19 protein-coding genes are annotated in these 25058 nt (G+C 70.1%); 7 read left to right on the forward strand and 12 right to left on the reverse strand.

Annotation, left to right across the window (positions count from 1 at the left end):
* Positions 1–33: 33 nt before the first annotated feature.
* The gene (locus tag ACH4S7_RS04110) at positions 34–990 is read right to left on the reverse strand and encodes a HemK family protein methyltransferase (RefSeq protein WP_398519482.1); all 957 of its coding nucleotides are present in this window, start codon (positions 988–990) and stop codon (positions 34–36) included.
* A gap of 298 nt (positions 991–1288) precedes the next feature.
* The gene (locus ACH4S7_RS04115; protein ID WP_398519483.1) at positions 1289–1810 is read right to left on the reverse strand and encodes a hypothetical protein; all 522 of its coding nucleotides are present in this window, start codon (positions 1808–1810) and stop codon (positions 1289–1291) included.
* Between the two features lie 206 nt (positions 1811–2016).
* Between ACH4S7_RS04115 and ACH4S7_RS04120 the strand changes: the two genes are divergently transcribed.
* Complete coding sequence (locus ACH4S7_RS04120; RefSeq protein WP_398519484.1) at positions 2017–3906, forward strand: APC family permease; 1890 nt, start codon at positions 2017–2019, stop codon at positions 3904–3906.
* Between the two features lie 61 nt (positions 3907–3967).
* Here the strand turns inward: ACH4S7_RS04120 and ACH4S7_RS04125 are convergent, their stop codons facing one another.
* From ACH4S7_RS04125 to dusB, 4 genes are all read right to left on the reverse strand, one after another.
* Entirely contained in the window at positions 3968–4585 is a 618-nt protein-coding gene (locus tag ACH4S7_RS04125; protein WP_398519485.1) for a GNAT family N-acetyltransferase, read from the reverse strand.
* A 102-nt stretch (positions 4586–4687) separates the two neighbouring features.
* On the reverse strand, positions 4688–5686 hold the full coding sequence (locus ACH4S7_RS04130; RefSeq protein WP_398519486.1) for an ArsR/SmtB family transcription factor: 999 nt from the start codon (positions 5684–5686) through the stop codon (positions 4688–4690).
* Positions 5687–6565: 879 nt separating this feature from the next.
* Positions 6566–9283, reverse strand: a complete 2718-nt coding sequence (gene ppdK / locus ACH4S7_RS04135) for a pyruvate, phosphate dikinase (RefSeq protein ID WP_398519487.1) — start codon at positions 9281–9283, stop codon at positions 6566–6568.
* A 541-nt stretch (positions 9284–9824) separates the two neighbouring features.
* A complete protein-coding gene (gene dusB, locus ACH4S7_RS04140) occupies positions 9825–11144 on the reverse strand; it encodes a tRNA dihydrouridine synthase DusB (RefSeq protein ID WP_398519488.1) in 1320 nt (439 codons plus the stop codon).
* Between the two features lie 64 nt (positions 11145–11208).
* On the opposite strand from dusB, the gene ACH4S7_RS04145 reads away from it, so the two are divergent.
* On the forward strand, positions 11209–12648 hold the full coding sequence (locus ACH4S7_RS04145; protein ID WP_398519489.1) for an MFS transporter: 1440 nt from the start codon (positions 11209–11211) through the stop codon (positions 12646–12648).
* Positions 12649–13144: 496 nt separating this feature from the next.
* Here the strand turns inward: ACH4S7_RS04145 and ACH4S7_RS04150 are convergent, their stop codons facing one another.
* The gene (locus ACH4S7_RS04150; RefSeq protein ID WP_398519490.1) at positions 13145–13360 is read right to left on the reverse strand and encodes a DUF6243 family protein; all 216 of its coding nucleotides are present in this window, start codon (positions 13358–13360) and stop codon (positions 13145–13147) included.
* A 284-nt stretch (positions 13361–13644) separates the two neighbouring features.
* Positions 13645–15030, reverse strand: coding sequence for a glycine--tRNA ligase (locus ACH4S7_RS04155; RefSeq protein WP_398520024.1), 1386 nt, complete (start codon positions 15028–15030; stop codon positions 13645–13647).
* A 203-nt stretch (positions 15031–15233) separates the two neighbouring features.
* Here ACH4S7_RS04155 and ACH4S7_RS04160 point away from each other — a divergent pair, with 203 nt between their 5' ends.
* The 4 genes from ACH4S7_RS04160 to ACH4S7_RS04175 are packed head-to-tail and all read left to right on the forward strand — an operon-like array spanning position 15234 to position 18496.
* A complete protein-coding gene (locus ACH4S7_RS04160) occupies positions 15234–16229 on the forward strand; it encodes a metal ABC transporter substrate-binding protein (RefSeq protein ID WP_398519491.1) in 996 nt (331 codons plus the stop codon).
* Positions 16226–17056, forward strand: a complete 831-nt coding sequence (locus ACH4S7_RS04165) for a metal ABC transporter ATP-binding protein (RefSeq protein ID WP_398519492.1) — start codon at positions 16226–16228, stop codon at positions 17054–17056. The genes ACH4S7_RS04160 and ACH4S7_RS04165 overlap by 4 nt, the downstream gene beginning before the upstream one ends.
* A 2-nt stretch (positions 17057–17058) precedes the next feature.
* On the forward strand, positions 17059–18006 hold the full coding sequence (locus tag ACH4S7_RS04170; RefSeq protein WP_398519493.1) for a metal ABC transporter permease: 948 nt from the start codon (positions 17059–17061) through the stop codon (positions 18004–18006).
* Positions 18007–18064: 58 nt separating this feature from the next.
* Positions 18065–18496, forward strand: coding sequence for a Fur family transcriptional regulator (locus ACH4S7_RS04175; protein ID WP_398519494.1), 432 nt, complete (start codon positions 18065–18067; stop codon positions 18494–18496).
* Positions 18497–18610: 114 nt separating this feature from the next.
* On the opposite strand, the gene ACH4S7_RS04180 is transcribed toward ACH4S7_RS04175, so the two are convergent.
* Complete coding sequence (locus ACH4S7_RS04180) at positions 18611–19417, reverse strand: isoprenyl transferase (RefSeq protein WP_398519495.1); 807 nt, start codon at positions 19415–19417, stop codon at positions 18611–18613.
* A gap of 39 nt (positions 19418–19456) precedes the next feature.
* Positions 19457–20203, reverse strand: a complete 747-nt coding sequence (recO, locus tag ACH4S7_RS04185) for a DNA repair protein RecO (RefSeq protein ID WP_398519496.1) — start codon at positions 20201–20203, stop codon at positions 19457–19459.
* A 960-nt stretch (positions 20204–21163) separates the two neighbouring features.
* Between recO and ACH4S7_RS04190 the strand changes: the two genes are divergently transcribed.
* Positions 21164–22057, forward strand: a complete 894-nt coding sequence (locus ACH4S7_RS04190) for a S1 family peptidase (protein ID WP_398519497.1) — start codon at positions 21164–21166, stop codon at positions 22055–22057.
* Positions 22058–22349: 292 nt separating this feature from the next.
* Here the strand turns inward: ACH4S7_RS04190 and ACH4S7_RS04195 are convergent, their stop codons facing one another.
* On the reverse strand, positions 22350–23027 hold the full coding sequence (locus ACH4S7_RS04195) for a TerB family tellurite resistance protein (RefSeq protein ID WP_398519498.1): 678 nt from the start codon (positions 23025–23027) through the stop codon (positions 22350–22352).
* A gap of 221 nt (positions 23028–23248) precedes the next feature.
* Positions 23249–25039 (reverse strand): 2-isopropylmalate synthase, encoded by a 1791-nt coding sequence (leuA, locus tag ACH4S7_RS04200; RefSeq protein ID WP_398519499.1) that lies wholly within the window; start codon positions 25037–25039, stop codon positions 23249–23251.
* Positions 25040–25058: the final 19 nt, after the last annotated feature.

Genomic DNA, 25058 nt, shown 5'->3' on the forward strand with positions numbered 1-25058 from the left:
TGATCCCGCGCCGCCCTCATGCCCGGGACCGGGTCACCCCCGCCGCGTGCCGGCCACCACCGTGGCGTCCCACTCCTCCGACACCGCCACCCACGCCGTCAGACCGGCCCGCGCCACGATCTCCCGCGCCTCGGCCGCCTGCCGCTCGCTCGTCTCGGACAGCATCGAGCCACCGGGTGCCAGCCACTCGGCGGCCCCGGCCGCCACCCGGCGCAGTACGTCGAGCCCGTCCGTACCGCCGTCGAGCGCGACCCGGGCCTCATGGATCCTGGCCTCGGCCGGCAGCAGGCCGATCTCGTCGGTGGGGACGTACGGGGCGTTCGCGAGCAGGACGTCGACGCTGCCCCGGAGCGTCCGGGGCAGCGGATCGTAGAGATCGCCCTCGTACGCCAGGCCACCGACCGCCCGCGCGTTACGACGGGCACAGCGCACCGCGGCCGGATCGATGTCGACACAGTGCAGTTGGACACCGGGCAGTTGGACACCGGTCGGCCCGTCCCCGCCCCGGGTCCCGCCCGGCGGCCGGACCGGTTCACCGGACGGCTCTCCGGCCAGTTCCTCGGCCAGGGCCACGCCGACAGCGCCCGATCCGCAGCACAGATCGACGATGACGGCCCCCGGGCGGGCGAGAGTGACGGCCCGGTGGACGAGGAACTCGGTGCGGCGCCGGGGTACGAAGACGCCGGGGTCCACCGCGATGCGCAGCCCCCGGAACTCGGCCCAGCCGAGCACATGTTCCAGCGGCAGTCCGGCGACCCGGCGGTCGACCAGGGCGGTCAGATCGGCGGCGTCGACGGTGGCCGCCATCAGCAGTGCGGCCTCGTCCTCCGCGAAGACACAGCCCGCCGCGCGAAGCCTGCCGACGACCGAGAGCGAGGCGGCAGAGGCGGCAGAGACGGGAGAGGCATGGGAGGTGTGGGAAGCAGGAGGGGTGGCAGGGGGCAGAGGGGAGGCGAGACCCGGACGGGACGGTGGCGGGAGCACGGACATGGGAGCCTTTCGGAAGAACCGAAGAGCGCTCTCTCAGCCGACCTCGTGGGGGCCGTGGGACGAGAGCACCCGACCTGCGACAGCGGTAATGGGGCTCACCTCCTCGATCATCCGTCCACCGGGTGGTGACGGGCGCGGCAATGGCATCAACCCTAGTCGCGGCGGCGAAAGCCCGGCAACAGCGAGGCTGGTTCGACACCCCCGGCAGGACCCGCCAGACCCAGCGGGACCCACCAGGACCCGTCAGACACGTCAGACCCGTCAGGACCCGTCAGACCCGTCAGGACCTGCCACGACCTCACCGCAGACCGGACGCCTCGAACACCCCCCGTACCGTGTCCGACTCGATCCGCTCGGAGAGCCCGTCGAGCACCGCCGAACCGGTGCGGAGCAGCCCGCACTCCCGCGCCCTGCGGGCACCCCTGTCCACTTCGTGCCAGATGAGCGGGTTGTCGATGAGTGTCGTCGGGTCCACCTCGACCCGCCCGCCCCGTACGTCCCGGAGCACGATCCGCTGGGCGACGCCACCACGGCGGGCGACCTGGGTGAGCAGATCCGTGCTGACCCGGCGCTCGCGCAGCAGCCCGCGCACCGAGATCCAGTTGTGCCCGACGGTCACCCGGGGCGGATAGAGGACCCAGAACAACGTCAGACCGAGTCCGCTCCACAGCCCGGAGCGCGGGGCGTCGAGCCGCCCCGCCGCGAGGTCCACCAGATGGAGGAGGACGAACAGGCTGAGGGCGCAGAACACCGCGGCCCACAGATCGATCAGCCAGCGTCGGTCCGCCGCCAGCACGGTCCCACCAGACTCGTTTTCCATGGCCGGGACGGTAGGCCCACCCGCCGCCCGTGTCCGCGAGGCCGCGCGAGCGCTGACGGTTTCCCTACGCCACGCGTCAACATCGCGTGAAGACCGGCCGGTCCGGCGCAAGAGTCACGACAAAAAGGCGCGTGGCCCGAAAATCGCGCCCTCACGCTGGGGCTGCCCGCACCGAAGGGCTCCATCACCGGAGGTAACCAGCCACGATGACCGCTCTCTCCACGCCCCCCGGAAGGTCCGGCGACGCGACCGTCCCCGCGCTCGCCCCGCTGACCCCGCCGCGGGGAATCGTCTCGGGCGACCGGCATCGGCTCACCGCCCTCCAGGGGTTGGCCGCCCTCTCCCTCGACGCGATGGCATCGGTGGCGTACGGGCCGGAGGCCATCGTCCTCGTCCTCGCGGTCGCGGGCGGGGCCGGGCTCGGGTTCACCCTCCCGGTGACGCTCGCCATCGCGGCCCTGCTGGCCGTGCTCGTCGCCTCGTACCGCCAGGTCATCGCCGCCTTCCCGAACGGCGGCGGCTCCTACGCCGTCGCCCGCGCCCATCTGGGCCCGCGCACCGGGCTGTTCGCGGCGGCCTCGCTCGTCCTCGACTACGTACTGAACGTCGCGGTCTCCGTCACCGCCGGTGTCGCCGCCCTCACCTCCGCCTTCCCCTCCCTCCATGACGACCGGCTGCCGCTCTGTCTCGCCGTGCTGGTCCTGGTCACGGGGGTGAACCTGCGGGGGATCGCCGACTCGGCGAAGGCGTTCATCGTGCCCACCGCCGTCTTCGTCGGCTCGATCCTCACCGTGATCGTCGTCGGGCTCTTCCGCGACGCCCCGGTGTCCACGGAGGCCGCGGCAGGTCATGCGTCCGCGCTCGGCGAGAGCGCCACCACGGTGGGCGCGCTGCTGCTCCTCAAGGCGTTCGCCTCCGGCTGCTCCGCGCTGACCGGGGTCGAGGCGGTCGCCAACGCCGTGCCGTCCTTCCGCGCGCCGGCCGTCAGACGCGCCCAGCACACGGAGGTGGCGCTCGGCGCGCTGCTGGGCGTGATGCTGATCGGGCTCTCGGTCCTCATCGCGAGGTTCCATCTCCAGCCGGTGGACGGCGTCACCGTGCTCGCCCAGCTCGCGGACGCCTCACTCGGCCACAACTGGGGCTTCTACGTGGTGCAGTTCGCGACCGTCGTCCTGCTGGCGCTCGCCGCGAACACCTCCTTCGGCGGGCTGCCCGTGCTGATGTCCCTGCTCGCCCGCGACAACCACCTCCCCCATGTCTTCCGGCTGAAGGCCGACCGCGAGGTGCACCGGCACGGGGTCGTGGCCCTGGCCGCCGTCGCCGCGCTCCTGTTGGTCTTCTCCGGCGGTGACACCAACACCCTCGTTCCGCTCTTCGCGATCGGTGTCTTCGTCGGCTTCACCATCTGTCAGACCGGCATGGTGATCCACTGGCGCGAGGAGCGGTCCGACGGCTGGCGGCGCAAGGCGGCCCTCAACGGTCTGGGCGCCGTCCTCACCGGGGTCAGCGCGGTGGTCGTCACGGCCACCAAGTTCACCGAGGGGGCCTGGCTGATCGTGATCGCGCTGCCCGCGCTGGTGGTGCTCTTCGAACGGGTCCACCGGGCGTACGGGCGGATCGACGAGCGCATCGGCCTCGGCCGGGTGCCCGCCGCCCCGCACCGGGACAGGTCGCTCGTCATCGTCCCCGTATCGCATCTGTCCCTGCTGACCTGCGAGGCGGTGAACGCCGCCGTGTCCCTGGGCGACGAGGTGCGGGCCGTGACGGTCACCCATCCCGACCCGGAGGACCGGGAGGCGACCAGGGCGCTGCGCCGTGACTGGGAACGGTGGAATCCGGGGGTGGAGCTGGTCGAGCTGTACTCGGAGCACCGGGCCATAGGGCGGCCCGTGTCGGAGTACGTCCGCAGGGTCTACCGGTACCACCCGGGCACCCGGGTCACGGTGCTGATCCCGGAGGTGGAACCCGACCGGCTCTGGCAGCGGTTGCTCCAGAACCAGCGGGGGGCGGTGGTGGCGCACGCAGTGCGCCGGGACACCGAGGCGGTGATCTGCCGGCTTCGGTTCCGGCTCACGGACCAGGACCGCACTCCCTGACGGGCGGCCCCGTCAGGGAGTGCGTCGGACGGTCCTCAGACCCCGGCCCTACACCCCCGCCTTACGCCCCGGCCGGGGGACGGGGGTCACGCCGCATGGACCACAGCACCGGCCCACCGCCGGGCAGTTCCAGCTCCCCGCGCACGACGAAGCCGAAGTGCTCGTAGACCGGCAGGTTGGACGGCTTGGAGGACTCCAGATAGGCGGGCAGGCCCGCCGCGTCGGCCTTGGCGAGGCCGGAGCGCAGCAGGGCGGCCCCCTGCCCCTGGCCCTGGGCGACCGGGTCGGCGCCGATCACGGCCAGGTACCAGTGCGGCTCCTGCGGCGAGTGCTCGGCCGCGGCCATGACGGCGTCGCGGAAGAGCGGAGCCCGGTCGCCCAGGATGTCCTGGAGTTCCTGGATGGTCTCGGCGTCGGGAACGGCCTTCTCCTGCCCCTCCGGCGGCACCCAGAAGGCCGCCGCCGCGTCGGTGCGCTCGCACACGCCGTGGTGGGCGTACTGCCGGGTGAAGAGGGTGGTGAAGTATCGGCCAAGCCCCGCGTCACGAGAGGAGTCGTCGGGGAAGAACCAGCGCATCATCGGGTCGTCGTCGAAGGCGCGGGCCAGCGTGCGGCTGACAAGCGGAGCGTCGTCGATCGTCGCCGTCTTCGGGGTGCTCGTTATCGGCATACGGGTCATTCTGCACCCCCCGATGATCATGAAAGACAGGGGGTGGCCCCTTCGCGGCGAACCCCCACAGCGGCCCGGCGAGAGCGCCCCCTGACACCGTCGAACGGCTGCTCAGCTCGTCGCCTCGGCCGGCGCACCGCCCCGCAGCAGCGCCGCCCCGAGCGGTGTCAGGGTGTGGAGTACGGCATTGCCGTGCCGCAGGGTGAGCACCAGGCCGGCGTCCCGCAGCACCGCCGCGTGCTGGCTGGCGGAGGCGAGCGAGACCCCGGCCCGGCGGGCGAGTTCACTGGTCGTGCAGCCGTACCGGATGGCCTGGAGCACGGCCGATCGCGTATGCCCGACGAGCCGCCCGAGCGACGGCGTCAGGGCGGACGCGCTCACCTCGCCGAAGGCCGGATCGGGGGTGTGGGCGGCGGGGTAGACGAGCACCGGCGGGAGGGTGGCGTTGCGGTAGACGACGGGCGTGCCCCGACAGAAGAACGACGGCTGGAGCAGTAACCCCCGCCCGTCCAGGCGCAGTTCACGTTCGACGGGGTAGTCGGACTCCAGGACGGGTGCCCGCCAGCGGAGTACGGGAGGCAGCGAGCCGAGGAGCTCGCTCGCGCCACCGTCGAGCAGCGCACGCCCGCGCACGGCGCGATCGGCCTCGACTCTGGCCTGTATCTGCGTCCAATACGGTTCAATGGCGGCGCGGTGGTAGCTGCGGAGCACCGAGATGAGCCGGGCGAGCTGCTCGACCCCGCCCTCGGCGAGCGCGGCAAGCCGGCCCGGCAACTGGGCTCCACGGCCTACTGATGCGAGAGTCAGTTCGGAATGGAGCCGCTCCGGCGATGTGGCGCGGATCGCCGCCAGACCCGACTCCAGGCCACCGGCGCCTTCGGGCGGCGTCAGAAAGTCCGGGAAATAGCCCCGGGGCGGCACCAGCGCCGCCAGCAGGCTTGTTTCACCATTCAACCGCGCGCGGGTTTCCGAGCGCCATTCACCGAACATCTGAGCACGACGCCGCTCTCTCAATCGATGAAAACTCAGAATCGTTTCCCACAACACATCCGGCCTGACCGCCATTCTCACTCTGGCCAGGTCGTCGGCGGAGAAATGGATACGAAGCATTGGACCCCCACTGTTGCACCCGCAATCGCCCCGTTCACTGAGTATGCACGCCATCACAGGCGGTCACCACGGAGTTTCAGCCAGAGTTGAAATGTCTCGCCGGGGTCGGGTGCGAACCGAAAGGCTGTACGGCGTCGGGCAGGTTCCTTCTGTCTCCGAAGGATGGGTTGAAGACCGTGGGGGGCTTCGCGCATCCGGCGGCGGGTGACAGAAGGTGCGGCTCCCTGTCCGGCCGGGGTAATGGAGCGCGGCCCGTGGATGGGGATCCACTGGCCGCGCTCCGCCCGTTGTTTGCGGCGTGAACGACAGAATTTAGGCTTACGTCAAGATCCGGCCGCGGCGGAAATTCCGCAGGGTTATTTCGGAAGTGCCGAAGGCGGTGCGTGAAGGGCGGATCACCCGGTGCGGCAGGGCGGCAGGCCGCGGCCACGAAATCCTCTCAGGGGCCGCCAGAGGCGCCCGCCAGCGCCCGGACACGGCCGGCTACGAGCCCTCGTGGCGCGGCGACCCGGGCCCCGGAGAGGCGCCGGGATGACCATCGGTGGCCATGGCACCGGCACTTCCGGCGCTGCTCGCGCGGGGGCGCGCACGGAGGCGCGACGAGCGCGGGAGGAGACCAGATCGGCGCGAAACCGACGCGCGGGTGGGCGCGGAAGTGGGGGCGGGCGCCCCGCACAAGGCGCCCGCCCCCACGTGTTTCCCCCCGGGGCCACCACCCGACCGATCGGGCCTCGGGGGGCCGGTCGACCGGCCGACCACCAGGGTCAGACCGACCGACCGAGCCTCAGCGTCCGGCCGACGACGGACCGGGCCGCCACAGGGCCCCGCGACTCGCGCCCGACGACCAGCGCTCGGCGGCACGCGCCACGCGCCCCAAGCTCATCGCGAGTCGCTCCCCTTCGAGAGTGCCGCCGCCCGCCCCGCCTCCAGCCGCGCCACCGGAATCCGGAACGGCGAGCAGGAGACGTAGTCCAGGCCGACCTCGTGGAAGAAGTGCACCGACTCCGGGTCACCGCCGTGCTCCCCGCAGACCCCGAGCTTGAGGTCGGGCCGCGTCGCCCGGCCGGCCGCAACCGCGTCCCGCACCAGCGCGCCGACCCCGTCCCTGTCGATGGTCTCGAACGGCGAGACCCCGAAGATGCCCTTCTCCAGGTAGGCGGTGAAGAACGACGCCTCCACGTCGTCGCGCGAGAAGCCCCACACGGTCTGGGTGAGGTCATTGGTCCCGAAGCTGAAGAACTCGGCGGCCTCGGCGATCTGCCCGGCCGTCAGCGCCGCACGCGGCAGCTCGATCATCGTGCCGAGGGCGAGCTTCAGCTCGACGCCGGTGGCGGCCTGCACCTCGGCGATGACCTGCTCGGCCTCCTCCCGTACGATCTCCAACTCCTGCACCGTCCCCACCAGCGGGATCATGATCTCGGCGCGCGGGTCGCCCTTGGCGTCCTTACGGGCGGCGGTGGCCTCGGCGATGGCGCGGACCTGCATGGTGAAGAGGCCGGGGATGACCAGACCGAGGCGTACGCCCCGCAGCCCCAGCATCGGATTCTGCTCGTGCAGCCGGTGGACGGCCTGGAGCAGCCGGAGATCGTTCTCGTTGTGGTCCTTGCGGGCCTCGGCGAGTGCGACCCGTACCGACAGTTCGGTGATGTCCGGCAGGAACTCGTGCAGCGGCGGGTCGAGCAGCCGGACCGTCACCGGCAGTCCGTCCATCGCCTCGAACAGCTCGATGAAGTCCTTCTTCTGGAGCGGCAACAACTGCTCCAGCGCGGTGGCGCGCTCGTCGTCGGTGTCGGCGAGGATCAGCCGCTCGACCATCTCCCGGCGCTCACCGAGGAACATGTGCTCGGTGCGGCAGAGCCCGATGCCCTGGGCGCCGAACCGACGGGCCCGCAGGGCGTCCTCGGCGTTGTCGGCGTTGGCCCGTACGCGAAGCCTGCGCATCCGGTCCGCGTACGCCATGATCCGGTGCACCGCGACGACCAGTTCGTCGGCGTCGTCGGCGCCCGCGTGCGTCCGGCCCTCGAAGTACTCGACCACCGGGGACGGCACCACCGGCACCTCGCCGATGTAGACCTTGCCGGTGGAGCCGTCGACGGAGACCACATCGCCCTCCTCGACGACCGTCCCGTTCACCGTCATCCGCCGCCGCTTGGTGTCGACTTCGAGTTCCTCGGCGCCGCAGACACAGGTCTTGCCCATGCCCCGGGCGACGACCGCGGCGTGCGAGGTCTTGCCGCCGCGCGAGGTCAGAATGCCCTCGGCGGCGATCATTCCATCGAGGTCGTCGGGGTTCGTCTCCCGGCGGATCAGGATGACCTTCTCGCCGGAGCGCGACCATTTGACGGCGGTGTACGAGTCGAAGACGGCCTTGCCGACGGCGGCGCCCGGCGATGCGGCGATGCCCCGGCCGAGCAGCTCGACCTTGGCGTCGTCGTCGAAGCGGGGGAACATCAACTGGGCGAGCTGGGCGCCGGTGACCCGCTGGAGCGCCTCGGCCTCGTCGATGAGCCCCTGGTCGACCAGTTGGGTGGCGATCCGGAAGGCGGCGCCCGCCGTGCGCTTGCCGACCCGGGTCTGGAGCATCCAGAGCTGACCGCGCTCGATGGTGAACTCGATATCGCAGAGGTCCTGGTAGTGGTTCTCCAGCGTCTCCATGATCTGCATGAGCCGGTCGTACGACGTCTTGTCGATGGTCTCCAGCTCCGCGAGCGGGACCGTGTTGCGGATGCCCGCGACGACGTCCTCACCCTGGGCGTTCTGGAGGTAGTCGCCGTAGACGCCCTGCTGGCCGCTGGCCGGGTCACGGGTGAAGGCGACGCCCGTGCCGGAGTCGGGGCCGAGGTTGCCGAAGACCATCGAGCAGATGTTGACCGCGGTGCCGAGGTCGTTGGGGATGCGTTCCTGGCGGCGGTAGAGCTTGGCGCGGTCGCCGTTCCACGAATCGAAGACCGCCTTGACCGCCAGGTCCATCTGCTCGCGCGGGTCCTGCGGGAAGTCGCGCCCGGCCCGGGTCTTGACGATCTTCTTGAACTGGGTGACCAGCTCGCTCAGGTCGGCCGCGTCGAGGTCGGTGTCGACCTCGACACCTTTGACGTCCTTGGCCTCCTCCAACGCCTCTTCGAAGAGGTCGCCCTCGACGCCGAGGACCGTCTTGCCGAACATCTGGATGAGCCGGCGGTACGAGTCCCAGGCGAAGCGCTCGTCACCGGACTGCCGGGCGAGCCCGGCCACGGACTCGTCGGAGAGGCCGATGTTGAGGACGGTGTCCATCATGCCGGGCATGGAGAACTTGGCGCCGGACCGTACGGATACCAGGAGGGGATCGTCGGCCTGACCGAGCCGCTTGCCCATGGACCGCTCCAGGGCGTCGAGGTGCGCACTCACCTCGTCGCGGAGGGCGGCGGGCTCATCGCCACTGTCCAGGTAGACCTTGCACGCCTCGGTGCTGATGGTGAAGCCCGGAGGCACGGGCAGACCGAGGTTGGTCATCTCCGCGAGGTTCGCGCCCTTGCCGCCGAGGAGGTCCTTCAGATCCCTGTTGCCTTCGGTGAAGTCGTAAACGAACTTCTGATCCCGGTGATCCTTGTTTTCCAACACGGCTCTCGACTCCTCGAAGGCTCGGTGGCTGCCCTGACGGCGAGGAACATACCCAGATCAAAGGCTTCTGGGTACGTCCACTTGGCCGACGTACGGCTGTAACCACTCTTCCGCCAGCGGATCGAAAGGTGACCTCCGGATGACCGGAAGCGGGGCGATCTTTCGCCTTCTGAAGACATCAACACCCTCAGCAAGCGAAAGCCCGCCATCATGTCACTCAGAGTGCTCGTCACTTGAAGGGGTGACGTCATGACAGGTGGCACTTAGTGCCACTCCTCAGAAAGATGCACCCAGTCCAAAATCGCTCATCTGAGCGCCACCCCTATCAAGGGTGTCGAGAATCACGCGTGAAATCGCCCCTCGGGTCCACCATTCGGACCAGCGAGGGGCGCTATGGAGAGTGGCTCGCATCCGGGCGCCCGTCGGCCCGGATGCAACTGCGTGGCACCCCGTGCCGCTCCACCCGGCGACGGGGAGGCGGGGACCCGTCACCCGCCCGGCCACGGGACCGTCACCGACCAGGCCAGGGGGCCCGGGGCCGTCACCCGCCGGAGGTGTCCAGCTCCGCATCGGCGCCGACGCCCGCGCAGTCGTACGGGTCCTTCAGCCAGCCGTCCGGCAGCACCACGCGGTTGTTGCCGGAGGTGCGGCCCCGGGGCCCGTCCGCGCCCACCGGCCACGGCTGGTCCAGCTCCAGCAGCCCGAGCTGCTCGTCCAGCTCCGCCAGCGAGGACGTGATCGCCAGCCGCTTGCGCATCTCGGAGCCGACCGAGAAGCCCTTCAGGTACCAGGCCACGTGCTTACGGAAGTCGATCACCCCGCGCGCCTCGTCACCGATCCACTCCCCCAGCAGCTCGGCATGGCGGCGCATGACGCCGGCCACCTCGCGCAGGGTGGGCGCCGCGTATCCGCCGGTGCCCTCGAACGCCGCCACGAGATCGCCGAAGAGCCAGGGCCGCCCGAGGCAGCCGCGCCCCACCACGACACCGTCACAGCCCGTCTCGCGCATCATCCGCAGGGCGTCGTCGGCCGACCAGATGTCGCCGTTGCCCAGCACGGGAATCTCCGGCACATGCTCCTTGAGCCGGGCGATGGCGTCCCAGTCGGCCGTACCGCCGTAGTGCTGGGCGGCAGTGCGACCGTGCAGGGCGATGGCGGTGACACCCTCGTCGACGGCGATCCGGCCGGCGTCGAGGTAGGTGATGTGGTCGTCGTCGATGCCCTTGCGCATCTTCATGGTGACCGGCAGCCGGTCGGCGTTGGTGACGGCCTCGTGGAGGATCGCGCGCAGCAGGGGCCGCTTGTACGGGAGGGCCGAGCCGCCGCCCTTGCGGGTGACCTTGGGGACCGGGCAGCCGAAGTTCAGGTCGATGTGGTCGGCGAGGTCCTCGTCCACGATCATGCGGACCGCCTTGCCGACGGTGACCGGGTCCACTCCGTAGAGCTGGATCGAGCGGGGGGTCTCGGTCGCGTCGAAGTGGATGAGCTGCATGGTCTTCTCATTGCGCTCGACCAGGGCGCGCGTGGTGATCATCTCGCTGACGAAGAGCCCCTTGCGCCCGCCGACCGCACCCACCGCGGGCCGGTCACCGGGACCGCGACCACCTTCGGTGACACCATCCGCCGTGAATCGGTCACCGGACCCCGGAACGCCATCGGCGGCAGCATCCGCCGTGGGACGACCCCCGAACCCCCGAACGCCATCGGCGGCAGCATCCGCCGTGGGACGACCCCCGAACCCCCGAACGCCTTCGGCGAACTCCCGGCACAGGGTCCGGAACGGGGCATTGGTGATGCCGGCCATGGGCGCGAGCACCACGGGCGGCTGTACGGCGTGGGGGCCGATGGCGAGCGTGGTCATGAGCCCATTGTCGCGTACGGCGATGCGTGGGTCGGAATTCCTTAGCCATCCGTACGATCGGCCCATGCCCGAGCTGACATCCCGACGGCGGCTGCTCGTGCTGGCGATCTGCTGCATGAGTCTGCTGATCGTCAGCCTCGACAACACCATCCTCAATGTGGCACTGCCCTCGATGGGCCGGGAACTGCACGCGTCGGTGTCGGGTCTCCAGTGGACGATCGACGCCTACACCCTGGTGATCGCCTCCTTGCTGATGCTCGCGGGCTCCACCGCCGACCGGATCGGGCGGCGCAAGGTCTTCATGGCCGGACTCGTGCTCTTCACGCTCGGCTCGCTGCTCTGCTCGCTCGCGCCGAATCTGGAGTCGCTGGTCGCGTTCCGGGCGCTCCAGGCGGTCGGCGGCTCGATGCTCAACCCGGTCGCGATGTCGATCATCACCAATACCTTCACCGAACCGGCCGAGCGGGCCCGCGCGATCGGCATCTGGGGCGGTGTCGTCGGAATCTCGATGGCGGCGGGACCGCTGGTGGGCGGAGTGCTGGTGGACTCGATCGGCTGGCGGTCGATCTTCTGGGTCAATCTGCCGGTGGGGGTGGCCGCCCTCGCCCTGACCTGGCGGTACGTCCCCGAGTCACGCGCCCCGCGAGCACGGCGGGCCGATCCGGTCGGCCAGCTCCTGATCATGGTGTTCCTCGGGTCCCTGACGTACTCGATCATCGAGTCGAGCCTGGTCTTCGGGCTGCTCGCGGCGGTGGCCCTGGTGGGGGTGGTGCTGTACGAGCCGAGGCGCCGCGAGCCCCTGATCGATCTGCGGTTCTTCCGGAGCGCGCCGTTCAGCGGCGCGACGGTGATCGCCGTGTGCGCCTTCGCCTCGCTCGGCGGCTTCCTCTTCCTGAACACGCTCTATCTCCAGGACGTGCGCGGTCTCTCCGCCCTCGACGCGGGCCTCTACATGCTGCCCATGGCCGGCCTGACGTTCATCTGCGCCCCGCTCTCGGGCCGCATGGTGGGCAGCCGGGGGCCCAGGCTCTCCCTGGTGATCGCGGGGACGACGATGGCGGCGTGCGGGGTGCTCTTCGCGGCCTTCGATGCGGAGACGTCGAACACGCTGCTGTTCACGGGCTATGTGCTGTTCGGCGTGGGCTTCGGCATGGTGAACGCGCCGATCACCAACACGGCCGTGTCGGGCATGCCGAAGGAGCAGGCCGGGGTGGCGGCGGCGATCGCGTCCACGAGCCGGCAGATCGGCCAGACGCTGGGGGTGGCCGTGATCGGCGCGGTGCTGGCGGCAGGGGTGACGGGTGCCGTCGGCTCCCCCGCGTACGGCACGTCCTTCGTGGACGCGAGCCGGACGGCGTGGTGGATCCTCGCGGGGTGTGGCCTCTGTGTGCTGGTGGTGGGCACGTTGACGAGCGGTCCTTGGGCCGAGCGCACGGCCCGGCGCTGCGCCCACACCCTGGGCGGTCCCACCCCGCGCCCCTCGGTCACCTTCTCCCGCGACTGAACACCGGTCGCGACTGAACAACCCGCTCCGTCAAACGGTCGCGACTGAACACCCGCTCCGTCGACCGGCGTTGAATCCCCGGCGAGGAAGGGACGGGAACCGCCGCTTCGGCTAGCTGTCGCGATGCCCCGTACTCCGCGCCGGAGTTCGTGGGTTTCCACGATGTCCCGACCCCCACACCCCGGGCAGGATGAGCATCGCCACTCCACGCCGGAGCTCAACCGGGACCGCCGAAAGGCCGTCCCGGCCCCCCACCCCGGCACACGGGTGGCGAGGGGAGCCGTCGCGCACCCCCCGGCGGTCCCGGGGGAGCGCCGGGTGCGCGGCGGCCCCTCGACGGCCGGCATCCCGCCCGGGCCGGGACCTCGCGCCGGCCCCCCGTACCCCCTCGACCTCGGCTCCCGCGTCGGCTCCACACACAGCACCGGGCCCACCCGAACGCAGCGGGTGGGCCCGGTGTCATACCGACGGCCTCGCTCGACCGGCCGGCTGTCGGCTACTTGTCCTGCGCGTCCGGCGCCGGCTCGGACTCCGGCGTCTGCTGGGTGCCCGGCTCGCCCCGCTCGCGCATCTTCCGCAGCAGTTCCGCCTTCTGGTCGGCGGCCACCCTGCGGTCGGCGTTACGGGTCGGTCCATTGCCCTGCTGTTCGGAGCGGGACAGCTTCTTGCGCTGTCCACCGACACCGAGGAGATTGTTACGGCTCTTGGCCACGGGGCTCTCCCATCGTGGTGAGAAGTGACTGGGGAATCGTCAGATGAGGGCGGAGTCAGACCGCCGCTCTCTCACTCGTAGATCTGGAAGAACGAAGACATAGGCATGACCTTACCTTCCCCACTCGCGGGGAAGCACCGGTTTTTTTCGCTCCGCCGGGGGGCCCGGACGGGCCGGATCCGGGTACGGAAGAGGGCCGGTCGGGGGTGTCCCCGACCGGCCCTCACCAGTCCCTACCGGCCCGCGCCGGAGCCGTCAGCCCCGCGCCGGGCGGCGCGCGGCGATCAGCAGCCGAGCAGGCGGGCGCCGAGGTACTGCTGGATCTGGTCCAGCGAGACCCGCTCCTGCGTCATCGTGTCGCGCTCGCGCACGGTGACCGCGTTGTCGTCGAGGGTGTCGAAGTCGACGGTGACGCAGAACGGCGTACCGATCTCGTCCTGGCGGCGGTAGCGGCGGCCGATCGCGCCCGCGTCATCGAAGTCGATGTTCCAGTTCTTGCGCAGGTCGGCGGCGAGCCCCTTGGCCTTCGGGGAGAGCTGCGGGTTGCGCGAGAGCGGCAGCACCGCGACCTTGACCGGCGCGAGGCGCGGGTCGAGGCGCATCACGGTGCGCTTCTCCATGACGCCCTTGGCGTTGGGGGCCTCGTCCTCGTTGTACGCGTCGAGGAGGAAGGCCAGCATCGCGCGGCCGACACCGGCGGCCGGCTCGATGACGTACGGCGTCCAGCGCTCGCCGGCCTCCTGGTCGAAGTACGACAGGTCGTGACCGGACGCCTTGGAGTGCGCCGAGAGGTCGTAGTCGGTGCGGTTGGCCACACCCTCCAGCTCGCCCCACTCGTTGCCGCCGAACTGGAAGCGGTACTCGATGTCCGCGGTCCGCTTGGCGTAGTGGGAGAGCTTCTCCTTCGGGTGCTCGAACCAGCGCATGTTCTCCTCGCGCATGCCGAGGCCGGTGTACCAGTTCCAGCGCTGGTCCATCCAGTACTGCTGCCACTCCTCGTCCTCGCCGGGCTTGACGAAGAACTCCATCTCCATCTGCTCGAACTCACGGGTCCGGAAGATGAAGTTGCCGGGAGTGATCTCGTTCCGGAAGGACTTGCCCATCTGCGCGATGCCGAACGGCGGCTTCTTGCGCGAGGTCTGCTGCACCTGACCGAAGTTGGTGAAGATGCCCTGCGCGGTCTCCGGGCGGAGGTAAGCGACCGAGCCGGAGTCCTGAGTGGGGCCGAGGTGCGTGGAGAGCAGGCCGGAGAACTGCTTGGGGTCCGTGAAAGTGCCCTTGTTACCGCAGTTGGGGCAGTTGAGGTCGGCGAGGCCGTTCTCCGGGGAACGGCCGTTGTGCTTCTCCTCGTACGCCTCGACGAGGTGGTCGGCGCGGTAACGCTTGTGACAGGAGGTGCACTCGGTGAGCGGGTCGGTGAAGGTGGCGACATGGCCGGACGCCTCCCACACCTCGCTCGCCAGGATCACCGACGAGTCGATACCGACCACGTCTTCGCGCGAGGTGACCATGTAGCGCCACCACTGACGCTTGAGGTTCTCCTTCAGCTCGACGCCCAGCGGCCCGTAGTCCCAGGCGGCGCGCTGACCGCCGTAGATCTCACTGCACGGGTAGACGAAGCCACGGCGCTTGCTGAGGCTGACGATGGTGTCGATCTTGTCGGCGGCCACGGTGCTCTCTTCATTGATGACGACATTGATGACGACGTTGATGACGACGACGAACGGCGAATGCTTCAGATTACCGGCGTGCGCACCCCTCGGATCAAATCGGTTGGCCGGGGGTACGGGGTGCCCGGAACAAAACGGTGGCGGAGGTGACAGGATCACCGCTTTGTTGACAATCGTTTCCACTTTTGTTGAAAATGAGTGTCATGAACGTACGCCGCCACATACGCACCACGGCCACCGCCGGGGCCGCCGCCCTCGGTCTGCTGGCCGTCTCCGCCTGCTCCTCCTCGGACGCCGCCGACAGCACCGAGGACGGCAAGCTGAAGGTGATCGCGTCGTTCTACCCCATGGAATTCCTCGCCGAGCGGATCGGCGGAGCTCATGTCGCCGTCTCCACCCTGACCAAGCCGGGTGTCGAGCCGCATGATCTGGAGCTCAAGCCCCGCCAGACCGCCCAGCTCAACGACGCGGGCTACATCCTCTACCTCAAGGGCCTCCAGCCCGCCGTCGACAAGGCCATCGCCCAGTCCGAGGTCAAGCACAAGATCGACGCCGCGGCCCTGACCGACACCGCGGCGCCGGCCCACCCCGAGACCGAGGCCGCCGACGATCACGGCCACAGCCACGAGGGCGAGACGGAGGGCGCCGACGACCACGGGCACAGCCACGAGGACGGCAGCGACCCGCACATCTGGCTCGACCCGGTGAAGTACGCGGAGGTCGCCAAGGGCGTCGGCGCCTCCCTGGCCAAGGCCGACCCGGAGAACGCGGCCGCGTACCAGAAGAACACCGACGCGCTGGTCGGCAAGCTCAACGGGCTGCACAGCGCCTACCAGCAGGGGCTGAAGAACACCGCCACCAAGACCTTCATCACCACCCACTCCTCCTTCGGGCACCTCGCCGAGCGGTACGGGCTGGACCAGGAGGGCATCGCGGGCATCAGCCCCGAGGCCGAGCCCAGCCCCGCCCGGATCAAGGAGCTTCAGACGATTGCCGCGAAGTCCAAGGTGAGCACGGTCTTCTTCGACAGCCTGGCCAGCGACCGCGCGGCGAAGACCCTGGCCAAGGACACTGGTCTGGTGACCGATGTCCTCGATCCACTCGAAGGAATCACCGAGAAGTCCCGGGGCGACGACTACCTCCAGGTGATGGAGTCCAATCTGACCGCGCTCCAGAAGGCACTCGGAAGGCAGTCATGAGCGACCCCGCCATAGGACCCGCCACCGACCCCGCCGCATCGGGCCCCCGCCCGGACGGCACCGCCGGGGGCACCCCCGTCATCGCCCTCCGCGGGGCCCGCGCCTCGCTCGGCGGACGCCCCGTACTGCGCGGTATCGATCTGACCGTGCACAGCGGCGAGGTCATCGCCCTGCTCGGCGCCAACGGCTCCGGCAAGTCCACCGCCGTACGCTCCGTGATCGGACAGGTACCGCTCTCCGCGGGCACGGTCACCGTCTTCGGCACCGAGCTGCGCCGATTCCGGCAGTGGTCCCGCGTCGGCTACGTGCCGCAGCGCACCACCGCCGCGAGCGGTGTGCCCGCGACCGTGCGCGAGGTGGTCACCTCCGGTCGGCTCTCCCGCACCCGGCTGGGACGGCTCTCCCGGGCCGACCACGCCGCCGTCGACCGGGCCATCGATCTGGTGGGGCTCACCGACCGCGCCGGGGACTCCGTCGGCGCGCTCTCCGGAGGCCAGCACCAGCGGGTGCTGATCGCCCGCGCGCTCGCCCCCGAACCCGAACTACTGATCATGGACGAGCCGATGGCGGGCGTCGACCTGGCCAGCCAGGGGATCCTCGCCGAGACGCTGCGCGGACAGGTCGCGGCCGGCACGACGGTCCTACTCGTCCTGCACGAGCTGGGCGCGATCGAGCCGCTCATCGACCGCGCGGTGGTCCTGCGCGACGGCTGTGTCGTGCACGACGGCCCGCCGCCGAAGGCCGTGGGCCAGCACGCCCTCCCCGGCCACGACCACGTACATCCGCACGCGGCCGACGAGCCGCTCCGCACGGGACTGCTGAGCTGACCATGGAAATCCTGGAGACCGCCTTCATGCAGCGGGCGCTCATCGCGGCCCTGCTCGTCGGCATCACCGCGCCCGCCATCGGCATCTATCTGGTCCAGCGCCGGCAGGCGCTGATGGGCGACGGCATCGGCCATGTCGCGATGACCGGTGTCGGCCTCGGCTTCCTGCTCTCCACCAACCCGATCTGGATGGCGGCCCTGGTCTCCGTCGTCGGCGCAGTGCTGATGGAACTGATCAGGATGTACGGGCGAACCCGGGGCGATATCGCGCTGGCGATGCTCTTCTACGGCGGCATGGCAGGCGGTGTCCTGCTGATCAACGTCTCGGACACCGGCTCCACCGCCGATCTCGGCTCCTTCCTCTTCGGCTCGCTCTCGACCGTCTCCGACGCCGATCTCACCGCCATCGGGGCGCTGGCGGCCTTCGTCGTGCTGGTCGCGGTGGGGCTGCGGCGCCAGCTCTTCGCGGTCAGCCAGGACGAGGAGTTCGCGCGGGTCACCGGGCTTCCGGTGCGGGCCCTGAATCTGCTGATCGCGGTCACCGCCGCCGTCACGGTCTCGGTCGCCATGCGCGTCGTCGGCCTGCTGCTGGTGAGCGCGCTGATGGTGGTCCCGGTGGCGGCGGCACAGCAGCTCACCCGCTCCTTCAGGGCGACGTTCGCGCTGGCGGTCGGCATCGGCACCGTCGTCGCGCTGGCCGGCACGACGACCTCGTACTACCAGGACGTGCCCCCGGGCGCGACGATCGTGCTGCTCGCCATCGCGATCTTCATCGTGCTGACCGCGTTGGCGGGGCCGCTCGCGCGGGTCAGGGCACGGGCGCGGACCGCGCCCCTCCCGGGCCCGGGAGGGACCGGACCGGGCGGGGGCGCGGGCACGGATAAGGCCCCCGGGGGATGCGCCGGCGATGCGCCAGTCACGCACCGCCCGGACGACGACGTCAAGGTCTGACGCCGGGCCTGGCAGAATTGGCCCCGACAGCATGATGGGGCGAGGCGAGGAGGCACCTGTGGCGACGGCGCCAAGCGGCGGAAACACGGCCCCCGTGCGAGGCCGGTCGACGCGGCAGCGCGCGGCGGTGGCGGCAGCGCTCGACGAGGTGGACGAGTTCCGCAGCGCTCAGGAACTGCACGACATGCTCAAACACCGGGGCGACTCGGTGGGCCTGACCACGGTCTACCGCACACTCCAGTCGCTCGCGGACGCGGGCGAAGTGGATGTGCTGCGGACGAATGACGGTGAGTCGGTCTACCGCCGGTGCTCGACCGACGACCACCACCACCATCTGGTCTGCCGGCTCTGCGGCAAGGCGGTGGAGGTCGAGGGACCGGCGGTCGAGCAGTGGGCCGAGACCGTCGCCGCACAGCACGGGTTCGTGAACGTGGCCCACACGGTGGAGATCTTCGGCACCTGCGCGGAGTGCGCGGGCAGCACTTCCTGACGTCCGGCACCTGACGTCCGGCGTTTATGGACGTCCGGCACTTGTTGACGTCCCCAGCAGGTGGGCCCCGGGGGACTTACCCCCGGGGCCCATCCGTCCGTCTCCCGGACCGCGCTACGGCTGGTTGGGGATGGCGCCGCCGAAACGGCGGTCCCGCTGCGCGTACTCCAGACAGGCCCGCCACAGATCACGGCGGTCGAAGTCCGGCCAGAGCACGTCCTGGAAGATCATCTCCGCGTAACTGCTCTGCCAGATCAGATAGTTCGAGATGCGCTGCTCGCCGCTGGGCCGCAGGAACAGATCCACATCCGGCATGTCCGGGTAGTACAGATACTTCTGGAACGTCTTCTCGTTGACCTTGCCCGGGTCGAGCTTGCCCGCCGCCACATCCCGCGCAATCTTCTGCGCGGCGTCGGCGACCTCCGCGCGGCCCCCGTAGTTGACGCAGAAGTACAGCGTCATGGCGTCGTTGTCGACGGTCTGCTCCTGGGCGACCTGAAGCTCCTGGACGACCGACTTCCACATCTTCGGCATCCGGCCGACCCAGCGGATCCGGATGCCCAACTCGTCCATCTCGTCCCGGCGTCGGCGGATGACGTCCCGGTTGAAGTTCATCAGGAAGCGGACCTCGTCGGGCGAGCGCTTCCAGTTCTCGGTGGAGAAGGCGTAGAGGGAGAGGTTCTTGACGCCCATCTCCAAGCAGCCCTTGAGCACGTCCATCACGACGGCCTCGCCGACCTTGTGGCCCTCGGTGCGGGGCAGCCCGCGCCCCTTCGCCCAGCGGCCGTTGCCGTCCATGACACAGGCCACGTGGTTCGGGACCAGCTCCCCCGGGATCTTCGGCGGTCGCTCACCGGTGGGGAGCGGCTCGGGGGTCTTGTACTCGCGGCGGGACCTGCCCAGGATTCCGCGTCGTGCCATGCGGCTCACATCTCCCTCTCGTGCTACTTCTCTACTTCTCTACTTCTCTACATATCGCAGTGAGCGCAGACCGCGCTCCAGATGCCAGTGCAGATAGGCGGACACCAGTCCGCTGCCCTCCCTGACGTGCCGCGGCTCGCAAGCGTCCGCCGTGGGCCAGTCGCCGGTCAGCAGCGCGCTGAGCAGTCCGACGGCCTCAGCCGAGGGTACGACGCTCCCGGGCACCCGGCAGTCGCCGCAGATGACGCCGCCCGCCCCGACGGAGAAGAAGCGGTTGGGCCCGGGCAGACCACAGCGCGCGCAGTCGTCGAAACTGGGCGCGTAGCCGTTGACGGCGAGGGAGCGCAGCAGGAACGCGTCGAGGATCAAATGGGGGGCGTGCTCACCGGCGGCGAGGGAGCGCAGCCCGCCGACGAGGAGCAGATACTGCTGGACCGCGGGTTCGCCCTCGTGGTCGGTGAACCGTTCGGCGGTCTCCAGCATGGCGGTGCCGGCCGTGTAGCGGGCGTAGTCGGTGACGATCGCGCCACCGTACGGAGCGATGGTCTCGCCCTGGGTGCAGAGCGGGAGGCCGCGGCCGATCAGCTCACTGCCCCGGGCGAAGAACTGCACGTCGACATGGGAGAACGGCTCCAGCCGGGCCCCGAACTTCGACTTGGTGCGCCGGACCCCGCGCGCGACGGCCCGGACGCGGCCGTGGCCGCGGGTGAGCAGCGTGATGATGCGGTCGGCCTCGCCCAGCTTCTGGGTGCGGAGGACGACCCCGTCGTCACGGAACAGACTCATGGACCCATTGTCCCGTACCGGCGGGGGTCGCCACGCACGGCTGTACGAGCGGCACGGTCGGGCGTCGCCGCGCGGGCGGCCGTACGGGCGGCGCAGGTGAGAGGGGTGCCGTGGGCGGCGGTACGGGTAGGCGGGCGGCGGCCACCACACGGCGGTACGGGTGGGGCCACGGAGGGTCCCGCAGGGGCGCTCAGGACTGGATTTCCGTCAGCGGGGCGCGGAATCGTCGAACGGGAGAGCGGGACAGGAGGTACCGCCCGGGGTGGAACGGGGCGCCGCATACCCCCCGGGGAGTATGCGGCGTGCATAACCGGACACCGGGGCGGGGTGGTCGAAGGGTGCCGATGGGCGCAAATCGCCAACATCGACACAAGGCCGTGGATGTCTTTCGCGGCCACGTCCGGCCAGCTCCACATTTCATTCCGGCCGCCATGGCTCACGACCGCCCCAACCGCGCTATTTCTGGGGGCGATTGCCGGGGCCACGTACCGGAATGAATGCACGTGTACATGACATGCCGCAGGGTGACACGCCGTCACATGGCCCTACGTGAACGACTGTTCACGCTCCATCACCACACTGAGCGGCCAGGATCACGAACGCCGTTCACCGTGGGCGCGACCCGCATCCGACACCGACCGGCCGGTCGGGAAGATCCCCTGATTTTGCCCGGAACGCGACGGAAGACATTCCGCCATGACGCACCGGCCCCAGGAGCGTCCCACCACCCCACCAAGCCCTGAAGGGTGGTGGGGGCACGAACCGGCCAACCTCCCCGGACCGCCGACGAACGCTCATAGCCCGTCCGAAAGGCGAACTTGTCGAGGGGCCGACCGCCCCGCAGGATCCGTAGCACCGCGATTGACAGGCCCATGACCGCCCACGTCAGAGGGTCTGCCACCACGGACTGTCAAGGACTCCTTCCTTCGGAGGAGTTCAGGATTCATCGGGAGGATGTACGTGAAGATCAAGCGCCTTTTACCGCTCAGCAGCATCTCCGGACGCGCAAAGCTAGTGGCCGTCGCGGCCAGCATGGTGACCGCCGCCGCACTGGCTGCCCCGACCGCGTCCGCTGAACCGGCGCCCGCCCAGGCGACCGCGGCCCAGCTCGCCTCCGCGAGCAGCGCCGTCCTCAGCTCGGACATCGGTGGTACCTCCTGGTACACGGACAAGGCGAAGGGCAAGGTTGTCATCACGGCGGACTCGACCGTCTCCGCCGCCGAGATAAACAAGATCAAGAAGGCTGCCGGCTCGCAGGCCGGCAAGCTGGAGATCAAGCGCACGGCCGGCAAGTTCGCCGTGATGATCGCGGGCGGCGAGGCCATATACGGCGGCGGCTCCCGGTGCTCGCTCGGCTTCAACGTGACCAACGGAGCCGCCAACTACGCCCTCACCGCCGGTCACTGCACCCGCCTCGGCTCCCCCTGGTCACCGGTGGGCAACGTGGCGGCCACCAGCTTCCCGGTGAACGACTTCGGTGTGCTCCACCACTCCAACCCCGCCGCGGCTGACGGCCGGGTCTACCTGTACAACGGCACCTACCGTGACATCACGGGCCAGGGCACGCCCTTCGTCGGACAGCGCATCGAGCGCAGTGGCAGCACCACCGGCTACCGCACCGGTACGGTCCTCAGCACCAGCGCCACGGTGAACTACGGCGGCGGCGTCCTGGTGTACGACACCATCCAGACCAACGCGTGTGCCCAGCCCGGTGACAGTGGTGGCCCGCTGTTCGCCGGTAACGCCGCGCTCGGCCTGCTCTCCGGTGGTAGCGGCAACTGCTCCGTCGGCGGCATCACCTTCTACCAGAAGTCTGCCGAGCCGAACGGCATCTACGGGTTCTGGTACCTCTAGGATCGCCTGATCAGAGCGTGACAACGGCCGGTGGTCCCGCGGTACTCCCGCGGGGCCACCGGCTCCCGTACGCCCCCGCCCGGGTCCGCCTGCCCACGGCGGGGGCTTCGCGCGGTCGGCAGCGCACCGGAGGCCGGGGCGCGACTCGGGTGCGGCGCGACTCGGGGCAGGCGGCAGGCGGCAGGGCGACCCAACGCGGCGCGGCGCGAGGCAGGGTGATGCCATGCGGCGGTGCGGCGCAGTGGGCTGCGGGGCGGGTCGGCTCAGCACGGCGCGGGGCAGTGCGGGTGGCTCAGGGGGAGAGTGTGCGGGCCGACGACAGCAGCCGGGCCGTGTCGTCCGGCGGTAGCTGGAGCGCCGCGCCCACCGTCGACAGGACCTCGCGCTCGGCCGGGCTGTACGGCCCGTCCGCGAGCGCGATCCGCGCCCCCTGGAGCAGGATCGACTCCCGCCCGGCCGGCGCCAGGTGCGGCGCGAGCGGCTCCAGCGCCTCATGCAGCTCGATCGCGAGCGCGGCGCCGTACGGACCGACGTCCGTCACGAAGCGGCCCGTGTCGGCAGCGAGCGCCTCGATCAGCCCGGTGAGCTGATCCTCGGTGCAGTCGTGGAGACCGGCCGCCCGCACCGTCGCCACGGCGGTCTCGCGGACGGATCTCGACGCGGTGCCGCCCGAGGCGAGCACGGCGAGCGCCACCGTGTGGACCGCGTCGCGGAGCATCGCCGAGAAACGCGCGGTGGTCGGGTGGTCGAGGGCGTCCATGCCGAAGTGGCCGTGACAGCCCGTGCACTCGACGACGGGGCCCGCGGCACCGCGCGGCAGCAGTGGAATGCCGAGCAGGGTGAAGCGGCGACGGCCCGTACGGCGGCGGAAGTTGCGGTCGCCGCCGCAGTCGAAGCAGAAGAACTCACCGTCCCCCACGGTGTTCCATGAGGTGTGAATGCCGCAGACCAGCAGCTTCCGGCCAAACATTCCCCGGTCCGCCCGCACCTCACACCTCCGTGACGCTCCGGCAACACTGCCGCGTTGACGTGATGTTAACCACATGCGCGTTGCGCCGTCAGCACCCGGACGACTGTACGCCCGTACATGGCCGATTCCAGGCCCGTGTCGGGGGCACGGAAACGGCCGTGGCCCCGGAGCCGACCCACGAATGGGCGGTCCGGGGCCACGGGCCCGGAAGTGAACCCGGCTCAGCGAGCCGCGCGGTTGACGGCGGAGACGACCGCCTTCAGGGAGGCCCTGGTCGTATTGGCGTCGATACCGATGCCCCAGAGCACCCTGCCGTCGATGGCGCACTCGATGTACGACGCGGCCTGCGCCGATGCGCCCTCGCTCATGGTGTGCTCGCTGTAGTCCAGCAGTCGCGCGTCCACGCCCACGGCGCTCAGCGCCGCGAAGAAGGCGGAGATCGGACCGTTGCCCGAACCTGTCAGCACGGTCTCGGCGCCGTCCACCACGGCCTCGACGGAGAGGGTGTCGATCCCGTCGGTGTCGGTCGTGGTCTGACCGGAACGCAGTTGGACCCGGCCCCAGGCGTTCGCCGGGTTCGGCAGATACTCGTCCTGGAAGACCGACCAGATGGCGCCGGGCGTGACCTCGCCGCCCTCACTGTCCGTCTTCGCCTGGATGATCTTCGAGAACTCGATCTGCATCCGGCGCGGCAGATCCAGCTTGTGGTCGTTCTTCAGGACGTACGCGATACCGCCCTTGCCGGACTGCGAGTTGACCCGGATGACCGCCTCGTAGGAACGGCCGACGTCCTTGGGGTCGATGGGCAGGTACGGCACGGCCCACTCGATCTCGTCGACCGTGGCGCCGGCCGCCGCCGCGTCGGCCTCCATGGCGTCGAAGCCCTTCTTGATGGCGTCCTGGTGGGAGCCGGAGAAGGCGGTGTAGACCAGATCGCCCGCGTACGGGTGGCGCGGATGGATCTCCATCTGGTTGCAGTACTCGCTGGTGCGACGGATCTCGTCGATCTGCGAGAAGTCGATCTGCGGGTCGACGCCCTGGGAGAACAGGTTCATGCCCAGCGTCACCAGGTCCACGTTGCCGGTGCGCTCGCCCTGCCCGAAGAGGCAGCCCTCGACGCGGTCGGCGCCGGCCATGACGGCCAGTTCGGCGGCGGCGACGGCGGTGCCCCGGTCGTTGTGCGGGTGGACCGACAGACAGACGTACTCACGGCGGGAGAGGTGCCGGCTCATCCACTCGAAGCGGTCCGCGTGCGTGGACGGCGTCGAACGCTCCACGGTGGCGGGCAGATTCAGGATGATCTCGCGCCCCGCCTCCGGCTGCCACACGTCCATGACGGCCTCGCAGACCTCCAGGGCGAAGTCCAGCTCGGTGTCGGTGAAGATCTCGGGGCTGTACTGGTAGCCGAAGATCGTCTCGGGCCCCAGGATCTTCTCCGCGTACTCCACGACCAGCCGGGTGCCGTCCACCGCGATCTGCTTGACCTGCTCCTTCGACCCGCGGAAGACGACCCGGCGGAACGTGGGCGCGGTGGCGTTGTACAGGTGCACGGTGGCCCGGTGGGCGCCGCGCAGGGACTCCACGGTCCGCTCGATCAGCTCTTCGCGCGCCTGCGTCAGGACGGAGATCGTCACGTCCTCCGGGATGGCGCCGTCCTCGATGATGGAGCGGACGAACGCGAAGTCGGTCTCACTGGACGACGGGAAGCCGACCTCGATCTCCTTGTAGCCCATGCGGACCAGCAGATCGAACATCTCGCGCTTGCGGGCGGGGGACATCGGGTCGATCAGGGCCTGATTGCCGTCGCGCAGGTCAGTGGAGAGCCAGCGGGGCGCCCGGGTGATCCGGTTGTCGGGCCAGGTGCGGTCACTGATGTCGACCGCCTCGTACGGGCGGTACTTGTGGATCGGCATCCCGGACGGCTTCTGGCCGTGGGCCGCGTTGGTGATGGGCGTGGGGCGGCCGACGGACGAGGCGGGCGCGGAAGAGGTGGGTACCGAAGGGTCGGACATCGCGTGGGGCTCCTCGATC

Source organism: Streptomyces sp. NPDC020965 (assembly GCF_044333555.1).
Taxonomy (GTDB): domain Bacteria; phylum Actinomycetota; class Actinomycetes; order Streptomycetales; family Streptomycetaceae; genus Streptomyces.